Raw genomic sequence first — 16,392 nt, 5'->3', positions numbered from 1 at the left:
TCAAGGTGGAGTGATCCCCATGGAAGGCAGCCTCCTCACCCTCGCCTGGGTCGCCATCATCGGATTCGCGGTCTTCATGTACGTGCTGATGGACGGCTTCGACCTGGGCATCGGCATCCTCTACCCCTTCGCGCCCAGCGAGGAGGCGCGGGACATCATGATGAACTCCGTGGCGCCGGTCTGGGACTTCAACGAGACCTGGCTGATCCTGGGCGGGGCGGGGCTGTTCGCCGCCTTTCCCATCGCCTACGCGGTGGTGCTGCCGGCCATGTACCTGCCGCTTCTGCTGATGCTGATCGCCCTCATCTTCCGCGGCGTGGCCTTCGAGTTCCGGTTCAAGGCGCGGACCAGCCGGCATGTGTGGAACAAGGCCTTCTTCCTGGGCTCCCTGCTCGCCACCTTCGCGCAGGGGGTGGTGCTGGGCTCCTTCATCCAGGGTATCGAGGTGCAGGGACGGGCTTTCGCCGGCGGCATGCTCGACTGGCTGACACCCTTCAGCCTGTTCTGCGGCGTGGCGCTGATCGGCGGCTACGCGCTGTTGGGCAGCACCTGGCTGATCTGGCGGACGATCGGGCGATTGCAGGACTGGTGCTATCAAACGGCGCGGCGGCTGCTGGTCGTGGTGCTGCTGCTGGTCGCCGTCGTCAGCCTGTGGACCCCGTTCCTGGAGCCGACCATCGCCCAGCGCTGGTTTTCCATGCCGAACCTCCTGCTGCTGTCGCCGGTGCCGCTGATGGTGGCGGTGCTGGCCTTCGGGCTGTGGCGCTCGCTGGAAGAGGGGCGGGACGTGCTGCCCTTCGTCTTCGCCATGGGGCTGTTCGCGCTGTCCTACCTGGGCCTGGCGATCAGCCTGTGGCCGATGCTGGTGCCGCCGCGGATCACCGTCTGGCAGGCCGCCGCACCGCCGGAAACGCAGGTCTTCCTGCTGGTCGGCATGGCCTTCCTGATCCCGACGATTTTGATCTACACCGCTTACAGCTACTGGGTCTTCCGCGGCAAGGTGACCGGCGCGATCGGCTATCACTAACCCGGCTACCATTGACGCCGGCCCTGTCGTAGAAAACATCTAATTTCTGCGGCAGGAGACAGCGCCATGAACCCAGAACCCGCCTTCGCCCCGGAGATCAGCTTTGCCGAGGTGATGCTGCGCAAGGGCGCCGAGTTGCTTCAGGAACAAATGGCCCCGGAACAGATGGTTGAAGGTCCGGAGGAGGCGGTCAACATCATGGCCCGGCGGCTTGCCGTCGCGGCCACGGTGGACGCGCCGCTGGTTGTCCACGCCGAGGGCGGCGAGCGGCCGGAACTGTTCGCGGAGGCCATGCGCCTGACCGGCGTGTCGGCTGGGGAGCGCGCCGCGGCGCTGGCCGAGGCCCGGCAGTCGGAGCGCGCCGTGGTCTTCGAGTTCGATGGCACCGGACCGCTGACCGGCAACCGCGTGGTCACCGCGGTGCTGCGCCCGGAGGATCGCCAGGACCTGCTGGAGGCCTACGTCGCCATCGGCCGCATGCGCGATGGCGCGGCCCAGATGACCGTCGCCCCGGCGACCCTGCGTTTCGACGCCAAGGCGCTCGGGCAGACGCTGGCCCTCATCGGCCCGGCGGCGCAGCGCAGCGTCAACGCGGCGAACGCCGCCATGGCGCACGCTGCGGGCATCGCCGCCTTGCCCGGCCACCAGGTGTCCGGTCTTCCGGCCGCGCTGGTTGCGCTGTTCTGGCACGCCTTCCTGCTGTCCTCCGCCCGGGCTCGGCTGCGTCCGACCGGCCCGAACGCGCCGACCTTGCACTGACCGGACGCCATGCCATGCCTCCTGTGGTGTTGTTCCGCGCCGACGCCGGCGCCTCCATCGGCGCCGGGCACGTCATGCGCTGCCTCGCAGTCGCTGAGGCGTTGCAGGACATGGACTTCACCGTGGCGTTCGTGTCCGCGATGCTGCCGCCGGCTCTGGAGGATCGTCTGCGGACCACCGGCATAATGGTTCACCGCATCGATGCCGAACCCGGCAGCGAGGGCGACCTTGCCGCGACACTCACTATTGCCCGAGACATCGGCGCGAGGGCCGTCGTCGTGGACGGCTATTGCTTCGGCCGGAACTGGCGGGCGGGGTTGGCGGGGGCGGTGCTGCCGGTGCTCGCCTTCGACGACACAGGCACGGGCGAGCCGCTGCACTCCGGCCTGATCGTCAACGCGGCCCCTGACGCCGCCCGCCTGCCTTACCGCTCCGGAAACCCGGACGCCATGCTGCTGCTCGGTCCCGCCCACGCCCCCTTGCGGCGGGAGGTGCGTCGGGCGGCTACCGCAGCGAAGGTGCCGCTGCCGGAGCGCCGGGCTCTGCTGGTCACCTTTGGCGGTTCCGACCCGCTCGGTTTGACCGCGCCGGTGCTGGCCCACCTTGCCGCCGCGCTGCCGCCGGACGTTCGCATCGACGTGGCGGTCGGCGGGGCGGCGCCCAACGCCGACGTGGTGGAGCAGGCCGCTCGCCCTCTCGGCGACCGTGTCCGCATGCATCGCGACACTCCGCGCATGGGGCAATTGATGGCCGAGGCCGGGCTGGCCGTGTCGGCGGCGGGCACCACCACGGCGGAACTGGCAGCCATCGGCACGCCGGCCGTTCTGGTCACCATCGCCGACAACCAGATAGAGGCCGCCCGCCAGTCGGAGGCGCTGGGCTGGTGCCGACTGGTGAATGGCCGGATTGCGGACGCGCCGGAGCGCATCGCCGAGGCCGCCGCCGCTCTCTGGGCCGATCCGGCTCAAAGAGTCGCGATGGCGGAACGCTTGTCGGGCATTGTCGACGGCCAGGGCGCTGTGCGAGTCGCCGAGGCGCTGGCGCGCCGCGTCACTGGGCGGTGAAGCCGCCGTCCACGGGCAGGGCGGTCCCGGTGATCCAGCGCCCGCTGTCGGCCAGCAGATAGGCCACTGCGTCGGCCACGTCCTGCGGGATCCCGTAGCCCAGCGGGTGGGCGGCCGCCAGGGCGGCGTTCTGCTCCGCCGGCAGCATGGCGAACTGCTTCTCCGCCTTCGCGCCCAGCACCACCGCCGGGGCCACCACGTTCACGCGGATCTTGCGGTCGGCCAGTTCCAGCGCCAGCGATTGCGCCACGGACACCAGCGCCGCCTTGCTGGCCGCGTAAAGGGACCGGCCTTTCTGCCCCTTCAGTCCGGCGACCGAGCCGACATAGACGATGGCCCCGCCGCCCGGCGCGAACACGCCTTTCTGGTGGAAGCCGCGCGCCAGCATCAGCGCGGCACCGACGTTCAGGGTGAAATACCGCTCGAACTGCGCGCGGTTGACCTGCCGCAGCACCGAATAGCCCTGCTCGGAGGCGGAATGGACCAGCCCGTGGAACGGCCCGTCAGCCTCGGCCAGCCGCTTCATCCAGCCGGGAATGGCGTCCAGGTCGGTCAGGTCGAAGGGGGCGACGCAGTGCCGCTCCGGTTCCGCCAGCAGGGCGCGCGTCGCCTCCAGCGCGTCGGCCCGGCGCCCGACCAGCGTCAGTGCGGCGCCAAGGTCGGCGAGCGTCCGGCACAGCTCCCGCCCGATGTCGCTGTCTACAGAGGCGCCGGTCACCAGGACGCGCCGGCCGGTGAGGTCGAGCGGGTTGCGCATGGTCGGCTCAGGGAGACAGCAGGGGGAAGTCGTCGGGGATCTCCTGCACCTCCGGTGCCGGGATCGGGCCGACGTCGGCGACCACGGCACCCCAGGACCAGCCCACGCCGAAGCCCGCCAGCAGCATCTTGCGCGTGCCGGTGGACAGCGCCTCGCCCAGCCGATGGCTGACCGCCAGCGGGATGGAGGCGGAGCTGGTGTTGCCGAAGTCGTGCATGTCCACGACGAACTTTTCCGGCGGGAACTTGGTCTTCTTGCGCAGATGCTCCAGCATGAAGGCGTTGGCCTGGTGCATGACGCACAGGTCGATGTCCTCCACGCCGACGCCCGCGAACTCCAGCGTGTCGCGAACCAGCGGCGGTACGGCGCGGAGCGTGAAGGCGAAGACCTCCGCCCCGTTCAGCGACAGGCGCGAGTCGGTGAACAGCCGCTCCTGCTGCTCGGGCGTCCAGGGCTCCCGGCCCGGCACCAGGGAGTTGCGCCGCCCGCCGGCCTTGACCCAGATGTTCTTGGCGCCGCCGCCGTCGGTGCCGACGACCACGTGGATCGGCGTGGCGCCCTCCACGCACTCCAGCGCCGCGGCGCCGCCGGCATCGCCGAACAGCGGCAGGGTGGACCGGTCGCCCGGCACGAGGTGGCGCGAACTGGTGTCGCCGCACAGCACCAGCGCCCGCTTGCCCGACGACCCGCCCAGCAGCCGTCCCGCCATCCACAGTCCGTAGACGAATCCGGAGCAGCCGAGATTCACGTCGAAGCAGGCCGCGCTCGTCGGCAGGCCCAGCCGCTTTTGCATGACGCAGGAGGTGGCGGGGACGTTGTAGTCCGGGTCCTGCGACACGAAGACCAGCACGTCGACGGTGGCCGGATCCCAGCCCAACTGGGCCAGCAGCCCCTCCGCCGCCGCCACGCACATGTCCGACGCGCAGATGTGCGGTGGCGCGATGCGGCGCTCGTACACGCCGGTGGTCGCCAGCAGCTTCTCCGTCTCCTCGGCGGAGAACAGGGAGTGGTCCTCCATGAAGGAATGGCGGTGCGGCGGCACGGCGGCCCGGAACCCCGCGATGCGCACGCCTTCGATGATCGCCTTCACCGGATACTCCCTTTATCCTATAACGGCCTAACACCGGCCTGGGCAAATTCGGGAAATATTAACCGACAAGACGCTAGGGTCGAATGATTAACGAACCGATAAATGGGACCAACCATGGACGACCGGGCTCAGCAACGCCAGCTTCCACCCCTGCCGACCACGGTGATCCCGCCCCAGCGTTATTCCGGTGAGGCGACCTACACCGAAGAAGTCGCCAAGATCTTCCGGCGCTCCTGGATGTTCGTTGGATTTACGGACGACCTGCGCGCCGAAAACGACTTCATCACGGCGGAGATCGCCGGGACGTCGGTGCTGATCCAGAACTTCGACGGCGAGCTGCGCGCTTTCCACAATGTCTGTACCCACCGCTACTCGCTGATCCACCTTCGGCCCTGCGGCAACGGCAAGCCGGTCTGCCCCTACCACGGCTGGGTCTTCAATCGCGATGGCGTCCCCGTCGGCATCCCCGGCAACCGGGAGCAGTTCGGCTTCAGCGAGGAGGACAAGAAGCGCCTCGCCCTGCCGCGGTTCGAGGTGGCGACGCGCGGCCGCTTCGTCTTCGTCCGGCTTGAGACGGGCGGCACGAGCCTGGATGAGCAGTTGGGCGCCTATGGTCTGATCCTCGACCATTTGTCGGAAACCTTCACCGACCGCATCGACGACGGCGTGCTGCCCTGGGCTGCCAACTGGAAGGCCGGGGTGGAGAGCGTGCTGGAGGTCTACCACGTCGATGCCACCCACCCGGAGACCTTCAAGAAGTTCACCAAGAAGGTCTGGGACTGCTCCTACGAGAAGGAGCATTCGCGGGGCACCACCCACTTGGCGGACGGCAGCGTGCGCTGGTGGGACGGCGTGAACCAGAAGATGGGCCTGCCGCGCAGCAAGATGCTGCGCAACTACGACCATTTCTTCCTCTTCCCGAACCTCGCCATCGGCATCACCCACGGTTCGCTGATGAGCGTGCAGACCTACGACCCGGTCGATCCGGACCACTGCAACCTGCATTACCGCCTGTTCCTGGGCGAGACCTCCAAGCCGCAGACCAAAGGCGGGGCCGCCCGCAAGGCGGTGGAGGACAACCTCCGCGGCTTCAACGTCCAGGTCCTGCGCGAGGATCAGGTTGTGTCGGAAGCAGCGCACAAGGGCCTGAAGCAGGTCACCCGCCCCGCCGTACCGGGCTGGGGGGAGGAGCGCATCTTCGCCTTCCACAAGGCCTATCTGGACCGCATGGCCGCCGAATGACGGGCATCGCTTCTCCGCTGGTCGACCTGTCCGGCCGGCGCATCCTGGTCACCGGCGCCTCAGCCGGGATCGGGCGCGCGACGGCGGTGCTGGCCGCCCGGCTCGGCGCGCGGGTGACGGTCAACGGCCGCGACGCGGCGCGCCTGGACGAGACGCAGGCGCTGCTGGCCGGGGAGGGCCACCGCGCCGCCGCCTTCGACCTGTCGGACACCGACGCGATCCCCGCATGGGTCAAGGCGCAGGCGGACGCCGGTGGGGCCTTCGACGGCGTCGCCCATTGCGCCGGCGTTCAGGTGGGCAAGCCGGTGCGGAGCGTGGACCGCGCCTTCTTCGACCAGATCCTGCACACCAACCTGCTGAGCGCCCTGGCGCTCGCCCGCGGCTTCCGCCAAAAGGGCTGCCACGCCGAGTCGGGCGCCATGGTGCTCGTCTCCTCGGTGGCGGCGGAGATCGGGCAGCCGGGCAACGTGGTCTATTCCGCGGCCAAGGGGGGCCTCGTGTCGGCCACCCGTGGCCTCGCCATGGAATTCCTGCGCGACGGCATCCGCGTCAACTGCGTCGCCCCGGCCATGGTCGAGACGGAGATGATGGAGCGCTTCCGCCAAACCACGACGGCGGAGCAGTTCGACGCCATCCGCGCCGCCCACCCCATGGGCTTCGGCAAGCCGGAGGACGTGGCCTCCGCCATCGCCTACCTCCTGTCCGATGCCAGCCGCTGGATCAACGGGGTCATGCTGCCCGTCGATGGCGGGTATTTGGCGAAATAACGCGCGCTTTTTTCAAGACAGTGAGTCCCTATGTTTCGCTTCCGCCGCCCGACTCTCGACGATGCCGCGATGCTGCTGCGCTGGCGCACGGACCCGTTCATCACGCGCTTCATGTTCACCGACATCGAGAACCCGGACGTGGAGCGCCAGCGCGCCTGGCTGAGGACCATGGAGGAGCGCCGGGATTTCCGCCACTTCATCATCGAGCATGAGGGCCGGCCGGTCGGCTACCTGTCCTATTCTGAGATCGACCCCGTGCACCGGCGCTGCTCTTCCGGGTCCTACATCGCGGAGCCGGAGGACCGGCGGAAGCTGGCGGGATTCCTGCACCCCTTCATCATGGATTACTGCTTCTACGGGCTGGGGATGAACAAGCTGGTCAACCAGTTCATGGAGGGCAACGACGCGGTCATCCGCATCCAGCGCCTGCTGAAGGCGCGGGAGGTCGGGGTGCTGCACCAGCACGTTTTCAAGAACGGCCGCTTCCACGACGTGTACGTGTTCGAGACATTGCGCAGCGAGTGGGAGACTCATCCCCACCTGTTCCCCCGGGATGTGACCCTGACCGCTTTTTCCGGGTAGATGCCCGGAAGAGGGCCTTGTCACAGGATTCGGAGACGAAAGTCCGCGCCGACCCCAACCGAATGTTTGACCTATCCACCGCCGACGCGGTATGCGGCGGGTGTGGATCGGTGCTGCCGCGCCGACAGCGGGAAGGGGAGGCATCGTGCGTCCTGAGGAAGCCTTGACGGACATCGACGTCATGCTGTTCGCCGGCGGGCTCGGCACGCGCATGCGCGGCGTGTCGGGTGACGCGCCGAAGGAGCTGGCCCCCATCGCCGGCCGCGCCTTCCTCGGCCATCTGCTGGACTATCTGGCGGCCTACGGCGCGCGCCGCGTGGTGCTGTGCCTGGGGCATTTGGCCGACCATGTCACCGCCTGGCTGGCACAGGGCGACACCAACCGGTCGCTCGACGTCGTCTGCCAGATCGAACCGCGCCCGCTGGGATCGGCCGCCGCGCTCGGCTACGTCCGCAAGGACCTCAAAACCGGCACGGTGATGGTGATGAGCGGCAACACCTTCCTTGACGCCGACCTGCGCGCTTTCGTCGCGTCGCACCGCTTATCCGGGGCCGACGCGTCGGTCCTCTGCGTGGAGGTGGAGGACGCCGCCCGCTTCGGCCGGGTGGAGGTCGGGCCGGACAGCCGCGTGCGCCGCTTCATCGACAAGACGCCGGGGCGCGGGGTCATCAACGCCGGAGTCTACCTGTTCTCCGCCGCCTTCCTCGACCGGCTCGACACCGCCGACACCGGCTCCCTCACCCGCGACGTGCTTCACAAGATGGCCCCGGGCACGCTGCACGCCCACGTCGCCAAGGCCCGCTTCATCGACCTCGGCACGCCCGAAAGCCTGGCCGTGGCGGCCAGCGTGATCGGCGGGCGCGACACCTGACGGGCCGGACGCGGCGCGGAGGCCCACACGATGTCCGACACCGTCGCGGCGGAGACCGCCGCCCTCACGGCCCTCCTGGCGGACCGCCAGTTCAACGCCGACAAGGTCAACCGTCTGTCCACCCATTGTGACGCGTTGCGCCGCCGGCTGGACGCCGACGATCGCCGGGCCGTCGCCGATGCGCTGCGACGCGCGCCGCCGTCCGGCGACACGGTCCTGCTCCAGTCGGTGCTGTTCCAGCTGACCGGCGACCTCTACCATTACGAGCGCATCCTCCATTACCTGCTGCTGGGTGGGGAGCGGGTCGGGCCGGAGCTGATGCACTACTCCTACTGGTGCATCGCCCGGCAGCTGTTCCTGGGCGCCGCGGCGCCGGAAAAGGCCGCCAGCTTCGGCCCCTGCGACCTGTTCCGCTTCTACGAGGAGACGGTGCGGGCGGTGTCCCGCCGCTGGGGCATCGTTCCGCCGCGCCGGACCCCTCGCGACGGGCCGATCCGCCGCGTGGCGGTGCTGACCAACCAGCTGACCAACGACCAGCACCAGCCCTCGCGCGACTGCTTCGACTACGCCAGCCGCTTGCAGGACGACTTCGGGCTGGACGTCGCGATCATCAACTGCAACACCATGCCGCTGCGGCTGGAAAACCTGTTCATCCCGCCGATGATGGCGGAGGTGGTGGCCGCCTACGACGGGGTCGTGGCGCTCCAGATGTTCGGCCGGTGCGTCAAGATGGCCTCCTTCACCGACCGGGCTTTCTCGAAGGATAAAATCGGCGCCATCGTGGACGCGATCGACGATTTCGACCCGGACCTGCTGGTCTGCTTCGGCGGCGCCAATGTGGTGGGCGACCTGTTCGCCGACAGCGACGCCCGGCCCGTGGTCTGCATCCCCACGACCTCCGGCATGACCATCTCGCTCGCCCACCTCGTGCTCGGCTACGAGGAGGGGGACCACACCGCGCACATGCCGGCGATGTACCGGGAGCCCTTTGCGCGGCGCTTCCGGCCCTTCACCCTGGGCTTCTCCCCGCCGCCCACGGCGGGGGACGAGGGCGACCACGGCCTCGGCAACGCGCCCTTCGTCTTCTGCGTGGTCGGCACCCGCCTGGACCTGGAGGTGACGGCGGAGTTCCTCGATGTGGCCGACGCCATCCTCGACCGCTGCCCCGGCGCCTTGATGGCCTTCGCCGGCGCGGCGGTGGAACTGCCCGCGCGCCTTGCCGCCACGCGCAACGCCGCTCGCATGTGCAGCCTCGGCCACGTGGCGGACATCCGCGCCTTCTACCGACGCTGCCACGCCTACCTGAACCCGTCCCGCCAGGGCGGCGGCGGCAGCGCCGCCTATGCCATCGCGGAGGGGCTGCCTGTGGTGACTCTCGCCTGGGGCGACGTCGCCAGCGTGGCGGGGGAGGGCATACCCGTGCCAGACCGCGCCGCCTTCGTGGAACGCGCCGCCGCCCTGTTCGCCGACCCGGCCGAGCGCGCCCGGCAGTCCGCCCTGTCCCGCGCCCAGTTCCGTACGGTCGGCGACCGGCACCGCTGCACCGAGCGCCTGCTTGCCTACGGCGAGGAGGCCCGCGACCTTCTGCGGTCCCGCCCGTCATCAACCGCACAAAATTAAGACCCGTTAACCGGTCGCGTGGCAGAGTGGTCGCCGCAACTGATTTGAGAACGACACCCGTGCCGCGCGACGTCATCATCAACGGCCGCCCCATTGGCCCCCGACATCCGCCCTATCTGATCGCCGAGCTGTCGGGCAACCACAACGGCGAGCTGGCGCGCGCGCTGGCGCTGGTCGACGCCGCCAAGGCGGCGGGGGCAGACGCGGTCAAGCTGCAGACCTACACGGCCGATACCATCACCATCGACCACGACGGCCCCGGCTTCCGGCTGGAGGGTGGGTTGTGGCAAGGCCGCACCCTGCACGACCTCTACCGCGAGGCGCACACCCCCTGGGACTGGCACGAGGCCCTGTTCGCCCACGCCCGCTCCATCGGCCTGACCATCTTTAGTTCCCCCTTCGACGACACGGCGGTGGACCTGCTGGAGCAGTTGGACGCCCCGGCCTTCAAGATCGCGTCCTTCGAGCTGAACGACCTGCCGCTGATCCGCCGCGCCGCCCGCTCCGGCAAGCCGCTGATCGTCTCCACCGGCCTCGCCACGCTGGGTGAGGTGGCCGACGCGGTGGAGGCCGCCGGCGACGTTCCGCTGGTCCTCCTGCACTGCGTCAGTGGCTATCCCACGCCGCCGGAGGACTGCAACCTGCGCACCATCCCGCATCTGGCCGAGGCTTTCAGCGTTGCCGTCGGCCTGTCCGACCACACGCACGGCTTGGCGGTGCCGGTCGCCGCGGCGGCGCTGGGCGCGGTGGTGATCGAGAAGCACTTCACCCTGTCCCGCGCCGAAGGCGGGGTGGACAGCGCCTTCTCCCTGGAGCCGGCCGAGTTCCGGGGCATGGCCGACAGCGTGCGCACCGCCTGGGCGGCGTTGGGCCGCGTCCATTACGGCGTGGAGCCGAGCGAGGCCGGGGGCCGCGACTACCGCCGCTCCCTCTACGTTGTCGCCGACGTGCCGGCCGGCGCTGCGCTGACCGCGGCGAACGTCCGCTCCATCCGCCCGGGTTTCGGCATGGAGCCGAAGCACCTGCCCGCCGTCCTCGGTCGCCGCGCCGCCCGCGCCCTCAAGCGCGGCGACCCGCTGCGCTGGGACATGCTGCTGCTGGAGGACGCGCCATGACCGCCAAAAAGCCGCCAGAAAAGCGTCGCGTCGTCTGCATCTCGCAGGCTCGCATGACCTCGACCCGCCTGCCCGGCAAGGTGCTGATGAACGCGGCGGGCAAGCCGCTGCTGGCGCACCACCTCGGCCGCCTGTCGCGCTGCCGCCGTCTCGACGCGCTGGTGCTGGCGACCACGGTGAACGCCACCGACGACCCCGTCGCGGACCTCGCCGGAACGCTCGGCGTGCCGGTTTTTCGCGGCAGCGAGCACGACGTGCTCTCCCGCTTTGCCGGGGCCGCTGCCATGGCCGGGGCCGATGTGGTGGTGCGCGTCACCGCCGACTGCCCGCTGATCGACCCGGCGCTGGTGGACCGCGTCGTTACCGCGCTGCTGGAGTCCGACCCGCCGCTCGATTACGTCAGTCTGGACGTCACCCGCTACCCACGCGGCCTCGACACGGAGGTCTTCACCCGCGCCGCGCTCGACGAGGCCGCCGCCAACGCCACCGACCCCGCGGAGCGCGAGCATGTAACCGCCCACATCTACCGCCGCCCGGACCGCTTCCGCCTCGGCGCGCCCCTTCAACCCGATGGGGACGCCGTGGACCAGCGCTGGTGCGTGGACGAACAATCCGACCTGGACCTCGTCCGCACTCTGCTTGGCGCCCTTCTTCCCGAAAAGCCCGACTTCGGATGGCAGGATTGTTGCAAACTCCTGGACCAGCATCCCGATTGGGCCGACATCAACCGCGCTGTTCGCCAGCGCACGCTGCACTGACACGGAGTTTTTCCTATGGACCGCAAGGAATTCCTGCTCGCCCTCGACGAGATGCTGGAACTGGACGCCGGCACCCTGACCGGTGCTGAGGAGCTTGAGTCGCTCGACAACTGGGACTCGCTGGCCGTCATCAGCTTCATCGCGCTGGTCGACGAGAAGCTGGGCCTGGTCGTGGAAGGCGAGAAGCTGGCCAAGGCCAAGGCCATCGACGACCTGCTGGCGCTCGCCGGCGTCGCCGTCGCGGCGTGAGGTGATGGGATAGGTGCTGGCGCTGGGCCCCCACCCTAACCCTCCCCCACTTCGCGGGGGAGGGGACTTGGTCGCGGAGTGGCGGCAGTCCCCTCCCTCGCCTCTCGCGCATGCGAAGCATGCGCTGACGGCTCTCAGCGAACGCCTTTGGCGTTCGCTGAGAGCCGAAGGTGGGGGAGGGTTAGGGTGGGGGCCCAACGCGACCACGCTTCCAAAATGCCCTTGTCCCCCATGACCGACACCACCCCCGGCCGTCTCCGCCGCGCGCGGGCCGACATCGCGGGCGGCCCGGCCGCTTACCTGTCGCTTGGGCGCGGTGGCGTTCCGGCGCTGCTGCTGCACGGTTTCGCCGGGGACTCGCTCACCTGGCAGTACAACCTCTCGCCCCTGGCCGCCGGCCGCAGGGTGCTGGCGGTGGATCTGCCGGGCCACGGCGGATCGACGCTCGACGTGGGTGACGGGCGGGTCGATGCCTTCGCGCCCTGGCTGGTGCGGCTGCTGAACGCGCTGGAGATCCCGCGCGTTCACGCCATCGGCCATTCCATGGGCGGCTTCGTCGCCCTCGAACTGGCCCGCCACGCGCCGGAGCGGGTGGCGAGCCTGTCGCTGATCGCCAGCGCGGGGCTCGGCCCCAACTTCGACCTCGCCTTCCTGCGCCGGGTGACCGCGCTGTCCTCGCCCGCCGAAGGGCAGGTGTGCGCCGACCGCCTGTTCGCCACGCCGTCACCGCTCGCCGAGCGGATCGGCGAGGTGCTGCACGCCCAGGCCGCCGACCCCGCGCGCCGTGCCGCGCTGGAGCGGATCGTCGACGGTTCGTTCGCCACGGCGGCGGAGCGCTGGCGGCCGGTGGACTGGGGCGCCGTCGTCCCGCCGGTCCAGCTGTTGTGGGGGCGGGACGACCGCATCATCCCCCTGCCTCCGCGCGACCGGCTGCCGCCCGCCGCCCCGCTGCATGTCTTCGACAACACCGGGCACTTGCCGCATAGTGAGGCCGCGACTCCCGTCACCGCCACCCTCCGCGACTTCCTCGCCACCCACGATCCCTCATGACCGAAACCATGCTCGCCCTGATCGCCGAAGAACTCGCCCGCATCGCCGCCGACAAGGGGGAGACTCTGCCACCGGTCGGGCCGGACACCCGTTTCCTGGGCGGCGACCTGCCGATCGACTCCCTCGACCTCGCCACGCTGCTGGTCGTGCTGGAACAGCGCACCGGCCAGGATCCCTTCCGCGCCGGCTTCATCCAGTTCACCACGGTCGGCGAGCTGGCGGCGCTCTACCGCCTCGACGCGCCAACCGGCGCGGCATGACCGAGCCCCCGCCGCCCTGGATCGATCCCAGCGTCCGCCTGATCGAAGGCGACGCCCATTTCGGCTGGCCGGACATCGCCAGGATGGCCGATGCGCTGGAGGCGACCTTTCGAAACGCAGCCGAAATGGCGACCGTCCGGGGCGATCGGGCCTCCACGGTCGTCGCCGCGCTGGTCGCGGCCGAACGCGCCAAGGTCCCGCTGTTCCTGAAACGCCATGGCTCAAAGCCGGGTGCCCCCGTCGCTGAAGATGCAACGCCGGCCTCGCCCGGCTTCTCGGTCCTGCTCGAAACCTCCGGCACGACCGGGGCGCCCAAGCGGGCCCGACACGGCTTCGACCGGCTGCGAGGGCGGCTGCGCGGCACCGCCGACCCGCACGCGCGCTGGCTGCTGACCTTTGATCCGGCCTCCTTCGCCGGCCTCCAGGTGATCCTGACGGCGCTGGCGTCCGGCGCGACGCTGGTCTCGACGCCCGGCGCCAGCACCGCGGAGCTTGCTGGCGCGGCGGTTCGGCACGCGGTCACCCACATCAGCGCGACGCCCAGCTTCTGGCGCGCCTTCCTGATGGCTCTGGGCACGTCCGGCCCGGCCCTTGCGGCCGTCACGCTGGGCGGGGAGGCGGTGGACCAGCCCCTGCTCGACCGGCTGGCCGCGCGTTTCCCGAACGCGACGCTGCGCCACATCTACGCGTCCACCGAGGCTGGTGCCCTGTTCGCCGTCACCGACGGGCGTGTCGGTTTCCCGGCGTCCTGGCTGGATACGGGCGTCGACGGTGTCGGCCTGCGGCTGAGCGACGGCGTGCTGGAGGTGCGCAGCCCGCGCGCCATGCTCGGCTACGCCGGTGGGAATTCGGCCGACAGCGACTGGTTCTCAACGGGCGACGTGGTGGAGGTGCGGGGCGACCGTGCGCTGTTCGCCGGACGCTTGGACGGCCGCGTCAACGTCGGCGGCGTAAAGGTGTCGCCGGAGGCGGTGGAGCAGCTGCTGCTTGGCGTGCCCGGCGTCCAGGACGCCCTGGTCCGCGCGGCGGCCAACCCGATCACCGGACACATTCTGACGGCGACTGTCGTGCCGGCCCCCGGCGCGCTGGAAGCGGACGTCCGCGCCGCCATCCGGGAGGCCGTGGCCGACCTGCCGCCGGCCGCGCGGCCGCGCGCCATCACCCTGGCCGACCACATCCCGCTGGGCTCCGCGGGCAAAAAGAAACGGGAAGGGGCCGCATGAGCGACGCCATGGAAACCGACGCCAAGCACAACACCGTCAAGCGCCACGTCATCGTCACCGGCGGCAGCCGCGGTCTCGGCCTCGGCCTTGTCGAGGCCCTGCTGGCCGACGGCTACCGCGTGTCCACCTGCAGCCGCGCGCCCAGCGACGCGCTGGAGCGGCTGGCCGGCCCTGACCTGTTCTGGAAAGCCTGCCGCGTCGGCGACGGCGACGAGGTGCGCGCCTTCGTCGACGCGGCGATGGAGTGGGGCGGGGCGTCGCCGCTGTGGGGGGTGGTCAACAACGCCGGGATCGCGCGGGACGGCGTGCTCGCCACCTTTCCGGAAATCGACGTGGAGGAGGTTATCCAGACCAACCTCACCGGCGCGATCCAGGTCGCCCGCGCCTTCCTGCGCGCCAAGCTGCTGAAGCGCGGGCCGGGGCGGATCGTCAACATCTCCTCCATCATCGGCCAGCGCGGCTACACGGGGCTTGCCGCCTATTCCGCGTCGAAGGCGGGGCTGGACGGGCTGACCCGAGCGCTGGCGCGCGAGGTCGGGCGGCTCCAGGTCACCGTCAACTCGGTGGCGCCCGGCTACCTGACCACGGAGATGTCCGGCACCCTGGCGGACGGCCAGCGGGAGCAGATCGTGCGCCGCACGCCGCTCGGCCGGCTGGGCGAGGTGGCGGACGTGGTCCCGGTGGTCCGCTTCCTGCTGGGTGACGGGGCCGCCTTCGTCACCGGCCAGACCATCGTCGTGGACGGCGGCATCACCGGCTGACGGCAACCACGCGAGGAACAGCCCATGGTCGCGAGCGTGATCGACGGCGTCGCCCTCCGCGGGCTGGTCGCCTGCGTGCCGGAACGGCGGGAAACGGTGGACGATCTGGCCGCCCGCTTCGGAGAGGATGCCGCCCGCAAGGTCGCCAAGGCGACGGGGATCGAGGCGCGGCGCCTCGTGCCCCCGCACCAGTGCACGTCCGACCTGGGCGAGGCCGCGGCGCGGCGCCTGCTCGACGGGCTGGGCTGGGACGCCGGTACCGTCGACCTGCTGGTCATGGTGACCCAGACGCACGACCGCATCATGCCGGCCTCCGGATTTCGGCTGCATCATCGGCTCGGCCTTGGCCGGCAGGCGGCGGTGATGGACCTGACGCTCGGCTGCTCGGGCTACGTCTACGGCCTGTGGACCGCTTCGGCGATGCTGAAGGCGGCCGGGGGGGGGCGCGCGCTGCTGGTGGCCGGCGACACAACGTCGCGGGTGCTCGACCCGAACGATCGGGCCGTGGCCCCCCTGTTCGGCGACGCCGCCGCGGCGACCGCGCTGGAGTTGGACGAGGCCGCCGCGCCGATCGCCTTCACGCTGGGCAGCGACGGCGCCGGCGCGCCCTACCTCACCGTGCCCGGCGGCGCCCTGCGGGAGCCCGACGCCCCCGCCCACCTGTTCATGGACGGCACCCAGGTCTTCGCCTTCACGCTGCGGGAGGTCCCGGCCAGCGTCCGCGCCGCGCTCGACCTCGCGGGCTGGACCATGGACGGGGTGGACCACTTCGTCCTGCACCAGGCGAACGCCCAGATGATCCGCCATCTGGCGCAGAAGCTCGGCGCCGCCCCGGCGCAGACGGTGGTTGGGCTGGCGGAATACGGCAACACCAGTTCCGCCTCCATCCCGCTCGCCCTCGCGTCGGAGCTTGGCGGCCGGCTGCGTTCCGCGCGTGCGCGGCTGCTGCTGTCCGGCTTCGGAGTCGGTTGGTCCTGGGGAAGCGTTGCGCTGGCGACCGGCCCTCTGGCGGTGTGCGGAACGATGCAGATCGACGCCGCCGGAAACCCGGTGGCGGATACGGTGGTGGATGCGGGGGAGGACCCGGCAAAATCTGCCGACGACGCGGGTGGACCGGCAAACGGTGCCGGTGGCCCGGCACATTCTGCCGGGCAGTAGGCAACTTTTGCCGATCCTGCTTTTGCCGCCCGGCAGGAA

At 70.4% G+C, this 16,392-nt stretch carries 18 protein-coding genes; 16 read left to right on the top strand and 2 right to left on the bottom strand.

The window, feature by feature from the left end; translation table 11 throughout:
* Nucleotides 1-19 precede the first annotated feature (19 nt).
* From cydB to pseG, 3 genes are all read left to right on the top strand, one after another.
* Nucleotides 20-1,027, top strand: coding sequence for a cytochrome d ubiquinol oxidase subunit II (cydB, locus tag M2351_RS41490; protein ID WP_264661797.1), 1,008 nt, complete (start codon nt 20-22; stop codon nt 1,025-1,027).
* 66 nt (nt 1,028-1,093) lie between these two features.
* Nucleotides 1,094-1,786 (top strand): hypothetical protein, encoded by a 693-nt coding sequence (locus M2351_RS41485; RefSeq protein ID WP_264661796.1) that lies wholly within the window; start codon nt 1,094-1,096, stop codon nt 1,784-1,786.
* 14 nt (nt 1,787-1,800) lie between these two features.
* Nucleotides 1,801-2,850 (top strand): UDP-2,4-diacetamido-2,4,6-trideoxy-beta-L-altropyranose hydrolase, encoded by a 1,050-nt coding sequence (pseG, locus tag M2351_RS41480; RefSeq protein ID WP_264661795.1) that lies wholly within the window; start codon nt 1,801-1,803, stop codon nt 2,848-2,850.
* Here the strand turns inward: pseG and M2351_RS41475 are convergent.
* A complete protein-coding gene (locus M2351_RS41475; RefSeq protein WP_264661794.1) occupies nt 2,837-3,607 on the bottom strand; it encodes an SDR family NAD(P)-dependent oxidoreductase in 771 nt (256 codons plus the stop codon). The two genes, pseG and M2351_RS41475, sit on opposite strands and share 14 nt — an antisense overlap.
* A 7-nt stretch (nt 3,608-3,614) precedes the next feature.
* Nucleotides 3,615-4,697: a 3-oxoacyl-ACP synthase III family protein gene (locus M2351_RS41470; protein WP_264661793.1), complete on the bottom strand. Its 1,083-nt coding sequence runs from the start codon at nt 4,695-4,697 to the stop codon at nt 3,615-3,617.
* A gap of 114 nt (nt 4,698-4,811) precedes the next feature.
* Here M2351_RS41470 and M2351_RS41465 point away from each other — a divergent pair, with 114 nt between their 5' ends.
* From M2351_RS41465 to M2351_RS41405, 13 genes are all read left to right on the top strand, one after another.
* On the top strand, nt 4,812-5,939 hold the full coding sequence (locus M2351_RS41465; protein WP_264661792.1) for an aromatic ring-hydroxylating oxygenase subunit alpha: 1,128 nt from the start codon (nt 4,812-4,814) through the stop codon (nt 5,937-5,939).
* Entirely contained in the window at nt 5,936-6,706 is a 771-nt protein-coding gene (locus M2351_RS41460; RefSeq protein ID WP_264661791.1) for an SDR family NAD(P)-dependent oxidoreductase, read from the top strand. Before M2351_RS41465 ends, M2351_RS41460 begins: the two co-directional genes overlap by 4 nt.
* A 30-nt stretch (nt 6,707-6,736) precedes the next feature.
* Entirely contained in the window at nt 6,737-7,288 is a 552-nt protein-coding gene (locus tag M2351_RS41455) for a GNAT family N-acetyltransferase (RefSeq protein WP_264661790.1), read from the top strand.
* 163 nt (nt 7,289-7,451) lie between these two features.
* Nucleotides 7,452-8,159: a sugar phosphate nucleotidyltransferase gene (locus M2351_RS41450; protein WP_264661789.1), complete on the top strand. Its 708-nt coding sequence runs from the start codon at nt 7,452-7,454 to the stop codon at nt 8,157-8,159.
* A gap of 30 nt (nt 8,160-8,189) precedes the next feature.
* A complete protein-coding gene (locus tag M2351_RS41445; protein ID WP_264661788.1) occupies nt 8,190-9,779 on the top strand; it encodes a glycosyltransferase in 1,590 nt (529 codons plus the stop codon).
* 59 nt (nt 9,780-9,838) lie between these two features.
* Nucleotides 9,839-10,894, top strand: a complete 1,056-nt coding sequence (pseI, locus tag M2351_RS41440; protein WP_264661787.1) for a pseudaminic acid synthase — start codon at nt 9,839-9,841, stop codon at nt 10,892-10,894.
* Nucleotides 10,891-11,652 (top strand): glycosyltransferase family protein, encoded by a 762-nt coding sequence (locus M2351_RS41435; RefSeq protein ID WP_264661786.1) that lies wholly within the window; start codon nt 10,891-10,893, stop codon nt 11,650-11,652. Before pseI ends, M2351_RS41435 begins: the two co-directional genes overlap by 4 nt.
* 15 nt (nt 11,653-11,667) lie before the next feature.
* A complete protein-coding gene (locus tag M2351_RS41430; RefSeq protein WP_264661785.1) occupies nt 11,668-11,901 on the top strand; it encodes an acyl carrier protein in 234 nt (77 codons plus the stop codon).
* A gap of 231 nt (nt 11,902-12,132) precedes the next feature.
* Nucleotides 12,133-12,951 (top strand): alpha/beta fold hydrolase, encoded by an 819-nt coding sequence (locus tag M2351_RS41425; RefSeq protein ID WP_264661784.1) that lies wholly within the window; start codon nt 12,133-12,135, stop codon nt 12,949-12,951.
* Nucleotides 12,948-13,211, top strand: coding sequence for an acyl carrier protein (locus M2351_RS41420; protein ID WP_264661783.1), 264 nt, complete (start codon nt 12,948-12,950; stop codon nt 13,209-13,211). Before M2351_RS41425 ends, M2351_RS41420 begins: the two co-directional genes overlap by 4 nt.
* Nucleotides 13,208-14,434, top strand: coding sequence for an ANL family adenylate-forming protein (locus tag M2351_RS41415; protein WP_264661782.1), 1,227 nt, complete (start codon nt 13,208-13,210; stop codon nt 14,432-14,434). The genes M2351_RS41420 and M2351_RS41415 overlap by 4 nt, the downstream gene beginning before the upstream one ends.
* Nucleotides 14,431-15,195: an SDR family NAD(P)-dependent oxidoreductase gene (locus tag M2351_RS41410; protein WP_264661781.1), complete on the top strand. Its 765-nt coding sequence runs from the start codon at nt 14,431-14,433 to the stop codon at nt 15,193-15,195. Before M2351_RS41415 ends, M2351_RS41410 begins: the two co-directional genes overlap by 4 nt.
* Nucleotides 15,196-15,219: 24 nt before the next feature.
* Nucleotides 15,220-16,353 (top strand): ketoacyl-ACP synthase III, encoded by a 1,134-nt coding sequence (locus M2351_RS41405; RefSeq protein ID WP_264661780.1) that lies wholly within the window; start codon nt 15,220-15,222, stop codon nt 16,351-16,353.
* Nucleotides 16,354-16,392 lie beyond the last annotated feature (39 nt).

This window comes from Azospirillum canadense, from assembly GCF_025961225.1.
In the GTDB taxonomy this organism is placed as follows: domain Bacteria; phylum Pseudomonadota; class Alphaproteobacteria; order Azospirillales; family Azospirillaceae; genus Azospirillum; species Azospirillum canadense.
This window is presented reverse-complemented; position numbering and strand designations above follow the sequence as displayed.

Coding starts and splice junctions, on each gene's coding strand:
- cydB (WP_264661797.1), top strand. CDS start 20: ATGGAAGGCAGCCTCCTCACCCTCGCCTGGGTCGCCATCATCGGATTC.
- M2351_RS41485 (WP_264661796.1), top strand. CDS start 1,094: ATGAACCCAGAACCCGCCTTCGCCCCGGAGATCAGCTTTGCCGAGGTG.
- pseG (WP_264661795.1), top strand. CDS start 1,801: ATGCCTCCTGTGGTGTTGTTCCGCGCCGACGCCGGCGCCTCCATCGGC.
- M2351_RS41475 (WP_264661794.1), bottom strand. CDS start 3,607: ATGCGCAACCCGCTCGACCTCACCGGCCGGCGCGTCCTGGTGACCGGC.
- M2351_RS41465 (WP_264661792.1), top strand. CDS start 4,812: ATGGACGACCGGGCTCAGCAACGCCAGCTTCCACCCCTGCCGACCACG.
- M2351_RS41460 (WP_264661791.1), top strand. CDS start 5,936: ATGACGGGCATCGCTTCTCCGCTGGTCGACCTGTCCGGCCGGCGCATC.
- M2351_RS41455 (WP_264661790.1), top strand. CDS start 6,737: ATGTTTCGCTTCCGCCGCCCGACTCTCGACGATGCCGCGATGCTGCTG.
- M2351_RS41445 (WP_264661788.1), top strand. CDS start 8,190: ATGTCCGACACCGTCGCGGCGGAGACCGCCGCCCTCACGGCCCTCCTG.
- M2351_RS41435 (WP_264661786.1), top strand. CDS start 10,891: ATGACCGCCAAAAAGCCGCCAGAAAAGCGTCGCGTCGTCTGCATCTCG.
- M2351_RS41430 (WP_264661785.1), top strand. CDS start 11,668: ATGGACCGCAAGGAATTCCTGCTCGCCCTCGACGAGATGCTGGAACTG.
- M2351_RS41425 (WP_264661784.1), top strand. CDS start 12,133: ATGACCGACACCACCCCCGGCCGTCTCCGCCGCGCGCGGGCCGACATC.
- M2351_RS41420 (WP_264661783.1), top strand. CDS start 12,948: ATGACCGAAACCATGCTCGCCCTGATCGCCGAAGAACTCGCCCGCATC.
- M2351_RS41415 (WP_264661782.1), top strand. CDS start 13,208: ATGACCGAGCCCCCGCCGCCCTGGATCGATCCCAGCGTCCGCCTGATC.
- M2351_RS41410 (WP_264661781.1), top strand. CDS start 14,431: ATGAGCGACGCCATGGAAACCGACGCCAAGCACAACACCGTCAAGCGC.
- M2351_RS41405 (WP_264661780.1), top strand. CDS start 15,220: ATGGTCGCGAGCGTGATCGACGGCGTCGCCCTCCGCGGGCTGGTCGCC.